10 protein-coding genes are annotated in these 13047 nt (G+C 63.0%); 4 read left to right on the top strand and 6 right to left on the bottom strand.

The features are described 5' to 3' along the window. The first annotated feature begins 83 nt into the window (after positions 1-83). Complete coding sequence (locus VZC39_RS17315; protein ID WP_349919572.1) at positions 84-407, top strand: DUF1820 family protein; 324 nt, start codon at positions 84-86, stop codon at positions 405-407. A 16-nt stretch (positions 408-423) separates the two neighbouring features. Here VZC39_RS17315 and VZC39_RS17310 read toward each other — a convergent pair whose 3' ends face one another. The 3 genes from VZC39_RS17310 to VZC39_RS17300 all read right to left on the bottom strand — a co-directional run bounded on the left by VZC39_RS17310 (position 424) and on the right by VZC39_RS17300 (position 3120). Then, positions 424-1353 (bottom strand): LysR family transcriptional regulator, encoded by a 930-nt coding sequence (locus VZC39_RS17310; RefSeq protein ID WP_434664135.1) that lies wholly within the window; start codon positions 1351-1353, stop codon positions 424-426. A gap of 128 nt (positions 1354-1481) precedes the next feature. Further along, positions 1482-2678 carry an aromatic amino acid transaminase gene (locus VZC39_RS17305; protein WP_434664132.1) on the bottom strand — a complete coding sequence of 399 codons (1197 nt, stop codon included), beginning with the start codon at positions 2676-2678 and terminating at the stop codon, positions 1482-1484. 166 nt (positions 2679-2844) lie between these two features. Then, on the bottom strand, positions 2845-3120 hold the full coding sequence (locus VZC39_RS17300; RefSeq protein ID WP_349919568.1) for a metal/formaldehyde-sensitive transcriptional repressor: 276 nt from the start codon (positions 3118-3120) through the stop codon (positions 2845-2847). 69 nt (positions 3121-3189) lie between these two features. On the opposite strand from VZC39_RS17300, the gene dmeF reads away from it, so the two are divergent. Next, the gene (gene dmeF / locus VZC39_RS17295; protein ID WP_349919567.1) at positions 3190-4134 is read left to right on the top strand and encodes a CDF family Co(II)/Ni(II) efflux transporter DmeF; all 945 of its coding nucleotides are present in this window, start codon (positions 3190-3192) and stop codon (positions 4132-4134) included. A 6-nt stretch (positions 4135-4140) separates the two neighbouring features. Here the strand turns inward: dmeF and VZC39_RS17290 are convergent, their stop codons facing one another. Then, on the bottom strand, positions 4141-4551 hold the full coding sequence (locus VZC39_RS17290) for a hypothetical protein (RefSeq protein WP_349919566.1): 411 nt from the start codon (positions 4549-4551) through the stop codon (positions 4141-4143). 262 nt (positions 4552-4813) lie between these two features. Here VZC39_RS17290 and pulA point away from each other — a divergent pair, with 262 nt between their 5' ends. Then, positions 4814-8875 carry a pullulanase-type alpha-1,6-glucosidase gene (gene pulA / locus VZC39_RS17285; RefSeq protein ID WP_434664129.1) on the top strand — a complete coding sequence of 1354 codons (4062 nt, stop codon included), beginning with the start codon at positions 4814-4816 and terminating at the stop codon, positions 8873-8875. Positions 8876-9111: 236 nt separating this feature from the next. Here the strand turns inward: pulA and VZC39_RS17280 are convergent, their stop codons facing one another. Then, positions 9112-11529: a zinc/cadmium/mercury/lead-transporting ATPase gene (locus VZC39_RS17280; RefSeq protein ID WP_434664126.1), complete on the bottom strand. Its 2418-nt coding sequence runs from the start codon at positions 11527-11529 to the stop codon at positions 9112-9114. 240 nt (positions 11530-11769) lie between these two features. Between VZC39_RS17280 and tpx the strand changes: the two genes are divergently transcribed. Further along, a complete protein-coding gene (tpx, locus tag VZC39_RS17275; RefSeq protein ID WP_349919562.1) occupies positions 11770-12273 on the top strand; it encodes a thiol peroxidase in 504 nt (167 codons plus the stop codon). 69 nt (positions 12274-12342) lie between these two features. Here the strand turns inward: tpx and VZC39_RS17270 are convergent, their stop codons facing one another. Continuing rightward, entirely contained in the window at positions 12343-12903 is a 561-nt protein-coding gene (locus VZC39_RS17270) for a hypothetical protein (protein WP_349919561.1), read from the bottom strand. Between the last annotated feature and the right edge of the window lie 144 nt (positions 12904-13047).

Below are 13047 nucleotides of genomic sequence, written 5' to 3'. Positions count from 1 at the left end.
TGACGCAACTGTGAACTTCGTCTATAGGGCGCGGGCCCGGTGATCGCTAGAATGGGTCAATCGTCCACCATCAACAGACAGCCATGAGTGAAGCCAACGCCTTATACCGGGTGCAGTTTATTTGCCACAACGAGCGTTACGAGGTCTATGTCAGGGAGGTCAATCAGGGGCAGCTGTTCGGCTTCATCGAGATCGCGAATTTTGTCTGGGACAATCACACCGCGCTCATCGTGGATCCCAGCCATGAGAAGCTCAAGAGCGAGTTTGCCGACGTCAATCGCACCCTGATCCCCATGCATCACGTGCTGCGGGTGGATCAGGTGCGCAAGCAGGGGGCGGCCCGCATCACGGATCTTGGCAACAACGTCGCCTCCTTCCCGAGCCCCATCTACACCAAGAAGCCCTGAGCCAGCTGGCCGAGTGTCATGACTGGCCGAGCCCTCGCCCCAGTTGCAGGATCCGCTGGCGGAACCAGCGCAGGGCGGGATCCTCCCCGGTCGGGCCGTACCACACCAGGCTGTGGGTCAGGGCGCCAAAGTCAAACGGCACCGGACGGCTCACCAGACCCGGCAACTCGGCCTGCCTCGCCCAGCCCTCCAGGGTGGTGAGGATGAGATCGCTCTGGCGCAGCAGGGCCGCCGCACTGCCAAAGTCTGGCAGAGTGGCACCAATCTGGCGCCGTACCTGCAACTGGGCCAGGCTCTGCTCGAAGAAGGGGCTGGCGAGCTCGGTGTCGCGGATGGCGATGTGGCGCCAGCTCAGGTAAGCATCCAGATCCCACGCCCGGGAGAGCGCCGGGTGATCTGATCGCAGCAGACAGGTGAGCCCGTCTTCCCGCAGGGGCTCCCACACCAGCCCGGCCTGGCTCGGCAGAGGCTGGCTCTGATCATGGGGCAGGATCACGAAATCGAGTTTGCCCGCCGCCAGCGCCGTCAACGCCTGCTCCTCCTTGTTCCAGATGACCGGCACCAGCCCCGGCACCTCCTTCATCAGTCGACCCAGGATGGGCCCCATGGGCCAGGTCATGCCGCTCTCGCGCAGGGCGATGTGCAGCTGACCCTGCCAGTTGGCAGGGTTGAAGCCCTCCTGGCTGGTGAGACCGTTCAGCTCCCTGAGCAAGCGGTGCAGGCCGGGGCCGATCCGCTCGGCAAACGGGGTGAGCAGCAGCTGGTTGCCCTGGCGGTAGAGCAGTTGATCCCCCAGCAGCTCCCGCAGCTGGTTGAGGGTCTTGCTGACGGAGGAGGGGGTCGTGCAGAGGCGCTCGGCAGTGCGGGTGACGCTCTGGCTGTCCAGCAGCAGGTGCAGGGTCACCAGGTGGCGGCCCCCCAAACGGGAGAGAGCGATCAGATCCATCGTGGCTCCAGAGGGGAAATGAGAATGAGCAGGTGGCGGCCCCCCAGTCGAGACAGTGCGTTCAGATCCATGGCGGCTCCGGGGAAGGGGATGGAAACAAAAAGCCCCGCCGAGACGGGGCTTGGGGCTTAGCCCTTGAGCACGGCGGCCATGGCGTCGGCCACATAGTCCACGTTGCGGCTGTTGAGGCCGGCCACGCACATGCGGCCCGAGCGCACCAGGTAGACGGCGAACTCTTCCCGCAGTCTGTCTACCTGCTCCGGCGTGAAGCCGGTGTAGCTGAACATGCCGCGCTGGTTGATGAAGTAGCTGAAATCGCGGCCCGGCACCTTGGAGCTCAGCACCTCGAACAGCTTCTGGCGCATGGCCTTGATGCGGGTACGCATCTCGGTCACTTCGCCAACCCAGAGGGCGTGCAGGCTGGCGTCGTTCATTACGGCCGCGGTGATTTGGCCACCGTGGGTGGGGGGGCTGGAGTAGTTGCGACGCACGGTCGCCTTCATCTGGCCCAGTACCCGACCCGCTTCTTCCGCATCCTTGCAGATGACGGACAGGCCGCCGCAGCGCTCGCCGTAGAAGGAGAGGTTCTTGGAGAAGGAGTTGCTGACGAAGAAGCTGACACCGGCATCCACCATGGCGCGGATGGCGTAGGCGTCTTCCTCCAGGCCGTCACCGAAGCCCTGATAGGCGATGTCCATGAAGGGAATGAGGTTCTTCTCCACCACCAGGGTGATGAGTTGATCCCACTGGGCACGGGAGAGATCCACCCCGGTCGGGTTGTGGCAGCAGGGGTGCAGCAGCACTATGCTCCTGGCCGGCAGCTGGCTCAGGCAGGCCAGCATGGCGTCGAACTGGACGCCGCCGGTGGTGGCGTCGTAGTAGGGGTAGTCGTGCACCTTGATGCCGGCCCCCTCGAACATGGCCTTGTGGTTGTCCCAGGTCGGATTGCTGACCCAGACCTCGGAGGTCGGGAAGTAGCGCTTGAGCAGATCGGCGCCGATCTTCAGGGCGCCGGAGCCGCCGATGGTCTGGATGGTGGCGATGCGACCGGCCTTGACCGCGGCATGCTCGGCCCCAAACAGCAGGTGTTGCACGGCGGTGCGGTAGTTGGCGGCCCCTTCCATGGGCTGGTAGGGACGCGGCGCCGGGGCGGCGGCACGTTGGGCCTCGGCTTGCTGGACCGACGCCAGCAGCGGAATGCGGCCCTGCTCGTCATAATAGAGGCCGATCCCCAGGTTCACCTTCTGCTCGCGGGTATCTTTGTGGAAGGTCTCGACTAGCGTCAGTATGGGGTCGCCAGCATAGGCATCGACGTGTTCAAACATGGGGGGTCCTTGCGAATTGGAATCCAGAGTGTGGGATCAACGATCGGCGGTCATCATGGCGTAAAGTCGGAGATGGCTCAAGTCTGAACCCCCACTCTTGCCCCCTTTGCATGGAAGGCGGACCGAACCCGGTGTTCGTTTGCAAGCCTGGCTCACCGACCATGGATTATTTCAGGTAGGAACGCAGTACCTGCACCACCTGATCCAGATCTTCCAGCCGCTCGGCCGGGGTCGCCTCGGCGGCGCCCAGATGTTCGCGCATGTGCCCTTCCAGCACCTCCAGCATCAGGCCGTTGACGGCGCCACGGATGGCCGCGATCTGCTGCAGGATGGCGGCGCAGTCGCTTTCCTGCTCCAGCGCGCTCTCCAGCGCCCCTGTCTGTCCCTTGATGCGTCTGACCCGCGCCAGCAGTTTCTTCTTGTTATGTACCGTGTGTGACATGGGATCCTCTCGCACATTAAAACTATACTGGGGTATAGTATATTGCATTCCATCTTGCAGGAGAAATTCATGTCATCCGCCGCCCCCATGCATTGCTGCCAACCCGTGGTCTATCAGGGTAATCCGCTGGCCGAACAGAAGACCCGCTGGGCCGTGCTGCTCACCGTCGTCATGATGGTGGCTGAGATAGGCGGCGGCTGGATCTTCAACTCCATGGCCCTGCTGGCCGATGGCTGGCACATGAGCTCCCACGCCCTGGCGCTGGGCCTCTCCGTGCTGGCCTATCGCGCTGCCCGCCACTATGCCCGCGATCACAGATTCAGCTTTGGTACCTGGAAGATCGAGGTGCTGGGCGGCTTCACCAGTGCCCTGCTGCTGGTGGGGGTAGCCGGGTTGATGTTGTTCGAGTCGGTGGCTCGTCTGCTGGATCCCAGCCCCATTCATTATCAACAGGCCATCGGCATCGCCCTGCTGGGCCTGCTGGTGAACCTCGCCTGCGCCTGGTTGCTCAAGGACGATCACGGCCACCATCATGGTCACGACCACAGTCATCATCACGGCCACGATCATCATCATGGGGATCACCACGGCCATCAGGACTTGAACCTGCGCGCCGCCTATATCCACGTGCTGGCGGATGCCCTGACCTCGGTGCTGGCCATACTGGCGCTGGTGGGGGGCATGCTGTGGGGGGCCGACTGGCTGGATCCCCTGATGGGGATAGTGGGGGCTGTGCTGGTGGCGGTGTGGGCGAAGGGGCTGCTGCGTGATACCGGGCTGGTGTTGCTGGATGCGGAGATGGACGCCCCCGTGGTGGCGGAGATCCGGGAAGTGATTGCCGAGCTGCCCGGCGCCGAGATCCGTGACCTGCACGTATGGCGGGTCGGGCAGGGGGAGTATGCGGGGGTGTTATCCCTGGCGATGGCTGAGCCTGTGCCGGCGAGCGAGATCCGCGAGCGCCTCGCCATTCATGAGGAGCTGGTGCATCTCACCATTGAAGTGACCCCGCACTAGAACCGATCAGTGGGACTGGTGCTCCCCTTCCTGGGGGGCCTTATGCCAGACGGTGCCGAGCAGCAGCTTGAGCAACAGCGCCGGCGGGTTGTCCAGCAGGCGGCCTGATTCCAGCAGCAGCTGACCGTCGGCGTGGTACCCCAGGCTGGCATGTATTTCACCTTCCTCATCCAGGATCTGCAGAACCCCGTTGAGGGTACCCCGCTCGCCGGGCTGGCAATGCAACTTCAGCTCCCGGGGTTCCCCCAGCAGGGTGAAGGCGCGCGTCAGGGGAGGGGTATCCTCGTAATCCGGCCAGTTGAAGAAGTGATACTGCTCGGCGAGGCTGCCCGCCTGCTGACAAAACTGATCGAACAACTGGCTGATGGCCAGATAATCCGCATCCAGCCGCTTCGCCTGTTCTTCTATGCGTGCCATCGTTTTTCCTTCCTGTTTCAAGTGTCAATGAAGGGTAATCTACCTACACCTGGGTAGATGGTCAGGCAATAGGATTAATTCATGCCGTCGGTCTGTGAGATCGATCCAATTTTCGTTATGAAAACGTTATCTTGTTGAAAGGGTAGTGGTTTTTTGCCCATCAGCTCACATTTGCCGCAATGCCCGCTGATTAATATGGCACCGCTCGGCCACAACCGGGTACTCGAATATCGAGACTAACTACAGCGGGAATTATAAAAAAATGGATATGAAAAAGACCAAAGTGGCGCTGGTAACAGCCTCACTGCTCGCGCTTTTGTCTGGCTGTAATGACAACGGCTCCTCGTCCCCTACTCCTCCCACACCTCAGGATGAGCCCGTCGCTCGTCTTCCCAATGTGCAACCTCCGGCCGAGCTGCTGGTGGCGGGCCCCAATGAAGCGGTGATCGCCCTGATGGATACCCAGACCAGCGCGGCGCGCGGCATCGACGGCCCCTTCGCCAGTCATAGTCTGCACCTGTGGAACAACGATGCCTGTAACGCCACCGCCGAAGGCGGCTTGAACGCGAGCTGGGACGATGCCAGCAAGACGGCGTCGGCCGCCGACAGTTTTGGCCCCGCCTGGGTGGTGCCCCTCTCCAAGATGGAAGGCTGCATCAACTTCATCGCCCGTAACGGCGAGCTGGCGAACCTGACCGGTGCCGACATGAAGGTGGCGTTCAGCGATCACCCGGATCGCACCGTGGCCATCGTCGCGGGCAAGAACGAGATCTTCGGCAGCCGTGCCGAGGCCTTCACCGCCGCCTTCGGCGTGGCCGGGGCCAGTGCCCATCTGATCGATGGCAACACCCTGATCTGGCAAGGGGGCAAGGACAAACCCCATGTTCGTCTCTACTACACCGAGTCCGGCACCATCACCGCCAACAGCGAAGGGGTGTTCGACTTCCCCTACCTCAAGCTGACCCCCACCAGCCTGACTGCCGAGCAGCAGGCCAAGTACCCGCACCTCAAGGATGCCGCCGCCTTTGCTCTGCCTTCGGCTGCGGATCTCAAGCCCCTGCTCAAGGGGGAGCTGGTGGCCATCGGCACCGACACGAGCGGTGTGCTGCAGGGGGCGACCCTGGTGCAGAGCGCCGGTGCCCTCGACGCCGTCTACGCCGAAGCCGCCGCCAAGCTCAGCTATGGCGCCATGGTCGAGGGGGGTAACGTCACCTTCCGGTTGTGGGCGCCGACCGCCAAGTCGGTCAAGCTGGCACTGTTTGATGAGCACCATCAGCCCCTCGGCGAGCGGGCCATGACCCTGGATGAGGCGAGCGGCAGCTGGAGCCTGCAGGGGGGCAGCGATCTCGTCGGCAAGTATTACCGCTACGCCATCGAGGTTTATCACCCCCTCAGCCGCAAGCTGGAATCCTATCAGGTTACCGACCCCTACTCCCTGAGCCTCGCCATGAACTCCGAGTTCAGCCAGGTGGTGGATCTCGACGATCCGGCCCTCAAGCCCGAGGGCTGGGATAGCCTGAAGGCCCCCCACAGCCAGGCCAATCCGGCCGACATCGTCATCTACGAGGCCCACGTCCGGGATCTGACCGGCAATGATGAATCCACCCCGGCCGAGCACAGGGGCAAGTTCCTCGGGCTGACCGATGGCGACAGCGTGCCGGTCAAGCACCTGAAATCCCTGGCCAAGAGCGGCGTCAGCCACCTGCACCTGCTGCCGGTGTTCGACATCGCCACCATCGACGAGGATCCGGCCAAGGTCGCCAACATCAGCGACGACTTCAGCAAGCTGTGCGAGGTCAATCCCGAGGTCAAGAACTCCAAGTTCGCCAGCCACTGTGGTGGCGGCCAGACCATAGCGTCCGTGCTGGAGGATCTGCAGACCACGGATAGCAAGGAAAACCCGGTGGTGCAGGAGCTGTATGGCTATCTGCGCGGGGTGGACTCCTTCAACTGGGGTTATGACCCCTACCACTACACCACCCCGGAAGGCTCCTATGCCACCGATGCGGAGGGGACAGTGCGGATCAAGGAGTTCCGCGAGATGGTGCAGGCCATCAAGCAGAACATCGGCATGAACGTGGTGATGGACGTGGTCTACAACCACACCAACGAGGCGGGGCTGAGTTCGAAGTCCGTGCTCGACAAGATAGTGCCTTGGTATTACCAGCGTCTGAACCCGGAGACCGGCTCGGTGGAAAACTCCACCTGCTGCTCCAACACGGCGCCGGAACACGCCATGTTTGCCAAGCTCATCGATGACTCCCTGGTGACCTGGGCACGGGACTACAAGATAGATGCCTTCCGCTTCGATCTGATGGGGCATCACCCGAGAGATCAAATCGTGCAGGCCCTGGCAGAGGTGAAGAAGGTCAACCCGGAGATGTACTTCTACGGGGAGGGCTGGAACTTTGGCGAGGTGGAGAACGACAAGCGCTTCGTGCAGGCGACCCAGAAGCATCTCGGCGGCACCGGCATCGGTTCCTTCTCCGATCGGCTGCGGGATGCAGTGCGCGGCGGCAGCCCGTTTGACGGCGGGGAAGGCATTCGCAAGACCCAGGGCTTCGGCAACGGGGCCTTCATCGATCCCAACGAGGTGGACGGTGTCGATCTCGCCACCGCCCTGCACCAGTCCGATCTGGTGCGCCTCGGCATGGCGGGGAACCTCAAGGAGTTCGTGCTGACCGACAAGGACGGCATTCCGAAGAAGGGTTCTGACATCGACTACAACGGCCAGGCGGCGGGCTATGCCCAGGATCCGACCGAAATCCAGAACTATGTCTCCAAGCATGACAACCAGACCCTGTTCGACAATCTGGTCTACAAGGCGCCGGCCGGTGCCGATCTGGTGCGGATGCAGGGGGTATCGCTCGCGACCGCCATGCTGGGGCAGGGGATCCCCTTCACCCACGCCGGCAGCGAGTTGCTGCGCTCCAAGTCCATGGAGCGGGACAGCTACGATTCCGGTGACTGGTACAACCGGGTCGATTACACCCTTGGGGACAACAACTTCGACAAGGGTCTGCCACGCAAGGACAAGGATGAGGCCAACTATGGCCTGATCGAGCAGGTACTCGGCCAGCACAGCAAGCCGACGCAGGATCAGATTGCCGAGATGCAGGGCTTCTATCAGGAGCTGGCGGAACTGCGCCAATCTTCCCGTCTGCTGCGTCTTGGCAGCGGTGCCGAGGTGATCAAGCGGGTCGATTTTCGCAACACCGGTCCTGACCAGCTCCCGGGTCTTATCGTGATGAGCGTGGATGACGGCACCGGCGCCGGTGCGGATCTGGATCCGGCCATCGACGGCCTGGTGGTGATGATCAACGCCAGCAACGCCTCCCAGAGCATCGGTGACTTCCGTGACGGCAACGATCAACCCATCGATCTTTCCGGCATGGTGCTGAGCAGCGCCCATCGCGGCACTGACAGCATCGCCAGTAGTGCCTCGGTCAGTGGTGGCGAACTCAACCTGGGTCCATGGTCTGCTGCCGTCTTCGTCAAGCCGCAAAGTGGTGCCCAGGGCACAGGCCTGCCGGTGGGCAAGAAGACGGATCTGAGCACCATACCCCCGTTTGGTGACACAGGTGTCTTCGTGCGCGGCTTCTTGAACCAGTGGGATCCGGTCAACCAGATGAATTTCAGTGGCAACTTTACTTATGAGTTCACCACCGAAGTGACGGCCGATCAACTGGAGTCGACTCAGGTGAAGATCGCCGGTAGTGACTGGGGCGGGCCAATCAACTACGGCAAATGCAGTGATTCCGATCAGCTGGCGGCAGGCCAGGTCAGTGTGCTCTGTGCCAATGGCGGAGATCTGCCGTTCAATGTTGACAAGGCCGGTACCTACAAGTTCGTGTTTACCGCCATGAACAAGGAAAAACCCAGCCTGAGCGTCAGCTACACCGAGCCGGTTCAAGCCTGCAAGGTGCTGGACACGGTGTCAGGCAATCCGCTCGGCTTCCCGCTCTATGTGCGCGGCAGCCTGAGCAATTGGAATGCCCAGGCCGCCTACCAGCTGAACTACAAGGGGATGGATGGCAACCTGGCCATCTATCAGGCGGCGTTCAACTATGCAGGCAGTTTCGAGTTCAAGTTTGCCAACGACGATGGCAACTGGAGCAAGCAGTTCTACGTGCAGGATGCGGGCGGCAAGCTGCTCCCGCTGAGCGCTGAGCAATCCTATCCGCTGCAACATGGGGATGGTGGCATGGGTAACAACAGTGTCACGCTGGACAGCGGTCTGTGGAGCTTCCTCATCAAGGTCGATCCCAGCAAGGCATCCGGTGAAGTGGGCACCGTCATTATTCAGGAGTGCAGCCCCAAGTAAGCCAACCCATCGAGCCCATGGCTGACTCGGCAGCCATTGGGTTGAATTCCACCTCGCCAAGGGTGGGATAAGCCGAGAGCGTAAGCACAAGGCGCGGACTGCCATCATCAGCCGCGCCTTGATTTTTTGGCTACATCTCACCGCCCGCATAAAAAAAGCCGCAACCCAAGGTTGCGGCTTTTTGTTGCTGCTGACCTATCCAGTGAGGGATCACTGGTTGGGGCCAGCCGTCATGATCAGCGCTTGCGCAGCAGGCGCAGGGCGTTGGCAGTTACCAGAGCTGTGGCACCGGTATCGGCCAGCACGGCTATCCATAGGCCGGTGATGCCCAGCAGGCTGGTGACCAGGAAGATGGCCTTGAGGCCCAGCGCCAGCGCTATGTTCTGGTGGATATTGGCGAGCGCGGCCCGCGACAGCCGGATCATGGCGGCAAGGCCACCGAGCTGGTTGTGGGTCAGGGCCGCATCCGCGGTTTCCAGCGCTACGTCGGTGCCGCCCCCCATGGCGATGCCGATGCTGGCTCGCTTCATGGCGGGGGCATCGTTGATGCCGTCCCCTATCATGGCGACCTTCTGCGTCCGGACCAGCTTGCCAATCACCTCCACCTTGCCTTCCGGCAGCAGGCCTGCGCGCCAGCCCATGCCGAGCTCAGTGGCGATAGCCTGGGCGGCTCTGGGATTATCCCCGGTCAGCATGATGCTCTGCAGCCCCAGGCTGTGCAATGCTTGCAGCGCCGCGGCAGCGTCTGGCCGGATCTGGTCGCGCAGGGCCAGCAGGGCGACCGGTGCAGTCCCCTCCTGGCAGAGCAGAACGACAGTCTTGCCCTGTTGCTCGAGCGCGGCAATTCTGGCGCCCGTCTCCTCGGTCAGTGCGGCAACCCGGCTTGGGGCCAGCAGTTGCCAGAGCAGACCATCGATGCGTCCCTCCACCCCCATGCCGGGCAGGGCACGAAGGTCTGTGGCGGTAGACAGGGTTAGCCCCTGCTCGTTCGCGGCGACCACCACGGCCCGAGCCAGCGGGTGGTGGGAGCCCTGCTCGATGGCGGCGGCCAGCGCCAGCCACTCGGACTCGGGTCTGCCATCCAGACTGATCAGCTCTGTGAGTTGTGGCTTGCCCAGGGTCAGGGTGCCTGTCTTGTCAAAGGCGACGGTATCGACGTGGGCGAGCCGCTCCAGCGCCGCGCCTCCCTTGATGAGGGCGCCCTGCCGGGTGGCGGCCGCCAGGGCGGAAGTGACCGCAGCCGGGGTGGAGATCACCAGGGCGCAGGGGCAGCCGATGAGCAAGAGCGCCAACCCGCGGTAGATCCACTCATCCCAGCTCTGGCCGAAGAAGAGGGGGGGCACCAGCACCACCAGCAGGGCGACCAGCATCATGGCCGGGGTATACCAGCGGCTGAAGCGATCGATGAAACGCTCGATGGGCGCGCGCTGGCTCTCGGCTTCTTCAATCAGGTGCAGAATTCGGTCGATGGCGTTGTTGCCGGGCTCGGAGACCACTTCCAAGCGCAGTACCCTGTCCGCCGCCAGGCTGCCGGCGGGCACCTTGTCCCCTTGTTTGCGTTCCACCGGAATGGACTCACCGGTCAGGGCGCTCTCGTCGAAGGCGCCGAGGGCGTCGAGCAGGCGGGCATCGGCAGGCAGCCGGGCACCGGGGGCTATCTCGATGAGGTCGCCGGGGCGCAACTCGTCGGCTGCTACCTCTTCACGCAGCTCGCCTTCGGGGGTCTTGCGGATGCGCAGTGCCTTGTCCGGTACCAGCGCCATCAGGGCGGTGACCCCGGCCCGGGCCCGACCGGCGGCATAGGCCTCCAGATGTTCCCCCAGCATAAACAGCAGCAAGACCATGGCCGCCTCGGCGGTCTCACCGAGGAAGAGGGCGCCGACGGCGGCGACCGTCATCAGGGTCTCGATGGCGAAGGGCGAGCCGCTCCTGGTCAGGGCCCAGGCCTTGCGAGCCACGGGCCAGAGCCCCCAAAGGGTGGCTAGGACAAACAGCGGCTTGCCGACGCTATCCGGCAGCAGGGCGGCTACCAGCATCAGGGTCGCCAGCGAGAGGGGCTGCCAGTACTTGCCGAGCAGCGTCATCAGCGGGCTGAGAGAGGGCTGATCGGCCGTCTTGCCCTGGGCTGTCCCCTTGAGCTGAAAACCGACTTGCCGCACGGCGGCGGTCACGGGATCGGGGGAGAGGCCGGGGGCGAGATCCACCACCAGCTTTTCGGTGGCGAACAGCACGCGGGCTTGCTGCACACCGGCCACCCGGCCGACGGCGATCTCTATCTTGCGGGCGCAGCTCGGGCAATCCATTCCAAGCACCTGCCAGCTATGGCGGCTGGCGTCTTGTGCCGGTTCGCCAAGCGGGGCGGGCTCATCATCCTCTTCGGTGTGAGCCGTGTGATCATGGGTATGGGCCGATATCCCGGGTGAGGGGGGCGTGCAACAGTCCTGGTCGACACAGGCACCTCTGGGGGGCTCTTCATCCCCGGGGGAGTCGCCGACGCCATGATCCTGATGCTCATGGGGCTGGCTGGCACTGCAGGCCGCCACTGGCACCGCGTTGTCGCAGCAGTGGCTGTCGTGGTGGTGCTCTGTGGTGCTGGCCCTGATGGCCTTGATCGGGGCGGCAACCGGGTGAGTGCCGCAGCAGGATTTGCTCATATCGCGTTCCTCGTGGAAGGGGTCCCGCCGATGCGGGATCCTGGATGACTGAGGAGAGTGTAAACCTTGGTGTTTAGTCCAAGGTCAAGCCCCTGTCATCGCCGTTCATCGGGACGGTTCGGTGCGCATCCTGCGTGTGGATCCGAAGCCGTGATATCCCTTATCTTGTCGGGTGTTTGTCTCTGCCCGCTGGGCCTATACTGGGAGCCCGGATCCTCAATCAATCATCAAGGACATAACATGAGCAATACCGTCACCCTGCAAGGCAACCCTGTCTCTGTCTCCGGTCACTTCCCCGTTGCCGGCGAGCAGGCCAAGCCCTTCTCCCTGGTTGCCAAGGATCTGTCCGATGTGACCCTGGAAAACTTCGCCGGTCAGCGCAAGATCCTGAACATCTTCCCGAGCGTGGACACCCCGACCTGCGCCACGTCAGTGCGCAAGTTCAACGAGCAGGCCAGCTCCCTGAACAACGCCGTGGTGCTGTGCATCTCCGCCGATCTGCCGTTCGCCCAGGCCCGTTTCTGTGGCGCCGAAGGTCTGGACAAGGTAGTAAACCTCTCCACCCTGCGCGGTGTCTCCTTCCTGCAGGACTACGGTGTGGCCTTCTCCTCCGGTCCGCTGGTAGGCCTGGCTGCCCGTGCCATCGTGGTGCTGGATGCCGACAACAAGGTTCTGCACAGCGAGCTGGTGGCCGAAGTGGCCGATGAGCCGAACTACGCCGCAGCCCTGGCCGCACTGGCCTGATCGGATGCGAAGAGCCTGTCACGACAGGTTTGAAAGAGAACGGCCCGCTTTGAGCGGGCCGTTTTGTTATCAGCTCTGCTGAAGGGCTGGATCGGTCTGGGCGAGCGCCCGGTGCAGGTGTTGGCCGAGCTGCTGATCCGGATCCTGCGGCAGGGTGAGGACGCCGAGCTGTTGCGCCTGCTCGACCGTTATCTGCCTGGAGAGCAGGGCATTGAGCCCGGCCTCGCTGATCATGACCACCCTATCCTGCGCTGTGGGGGCTGGACTGTGCAGTTGCAGCAGCAAGACCTCCTTGCCCCTCATCTTCGACCAGAGCCCCGAATCCACCAGCAGGATGAAAAAGCCCCCTGGCTGATCGGCCCGCTGCAGGTTGTCTTTGAGCTGCAGCAGCCACTGCTGGGCTCGCACGAAGCCTTCCCCTCCCGCCATCGCAGGAATGGGGGAGATCCGGTTGGAGGAGATGGCATTGGCGGTCGCGATGGCCACATCCAGTGAGCCAGGCCAGGCCATGGCGAAGGGGTCACCAACCAGCATGTCGTAGCCGCAGGCCTCGGTCTGGGAAGAGAAGGGGGCGGCCAGGCCAAGGGTCAACAGGGCGGCAACGAGAGTGCGGGGATAAGCTGTGTCCATCTAGCTGTACTCCTGAATGAGGGGGCCGATGGCCACCCGGACAGATTGATAAAAAGAACACCACAGGGAGCCGGCATTGTCCATGGTTGTTGCACTGGCGTGGGATCGCTGGCTAGACTTCGCCTCCCACTTCTTCATCCATGT

The sequence above is a fragment of the Aeromonas sp. NJAU223 genome, assembly GCF_051125555.1.
GTDB lineage: Bacteria > Pseudomonadota > Gammaproteobacteria > Enterobacterales > Aeromonadaceae > Aeromonas > Aeromonas veronii_G.
Note: the sequence above shows the minus strand (reverse complement) of the source record. Positions and strands in the feature narration are given on the sequence as shown.

What these genes read in the sequence shown, in the direction of transcription:
- VZC39_RS17315 (WP_349919572.1), top strand. Translation starts at nt 84, where the DNA reads ATGAGTGAAGCCAACGCCTTATACCGGGTGCAGTTTATTTGCCACAAC.
- VZC39_RS17310 (WP_434664135.1), bottom strand. Translation starts at nt 1,353, where the DNA reads ATGGATCTGATCGCTCTCTCCCGTTTGGGGGGCCGCCACCTGGTGACC.
- VZC39_RS17305 (WP_434664132.1), bottom strand. Translation starts at nt 2,678, where the DNA reads ATGTTTGAACACGTCGATGCCTATGCTGGCGACCCCATACTGACGCTA.
- VZC39_RS17300 (WP_349919568.1), bottom strand. Translation starts at nt 3,120, where the DNA reads ATGTCACACACGGTACATAACAAGAAGAAACTGCTGGCGCGGGTCAGA.
- dmeF (WP_349919567.1), top strand. Translation starts at nt 3,190, where the DNA reads ATGTCATCCGCCGCCCCCATGCATTGCTGCCAACCCGTGGTCTATCAG.
- VZC39_RS17290 (WP_349919566.1), bottom strand. Translation starts at nt 4,551, where the DNA reads ATGGCACGCATAGAAGAACAGGCGAAGCGGCTGGATGCGGATTATCTG.
- pulA (WP_434664129.1), top strand. Translation starts at nt 4,814, where the DNA reads ATGGATATGAAAAAGACCAAAGTGGCGCTGGTAACAGCCTCACTGCTC.
- VZC39_RS17280 (WP_434664126.1), bottom strand. Translation starts at nt 11,529, where the DNA reads ATGAGCAAATCCTGCTGCGGCACTCACCCGGTTGCCGCCCCGATCAAG.
- tpx (WP_349919562.1), top strand. Translation starts at nt 11,770, where the DNA reads ATGAGCAATACCGTCACCCTGCAAGGCAACCCTGTCTCTGTCTCCGGT.
- VZC39_RS17270 (WP_349919561.1), bottom strand. Translation starts at nt 12,903, where the DNA reads ATGGACACAGCTTATCCCCGCACTCTCGTTGCCGCCCTGTTGACCCTT.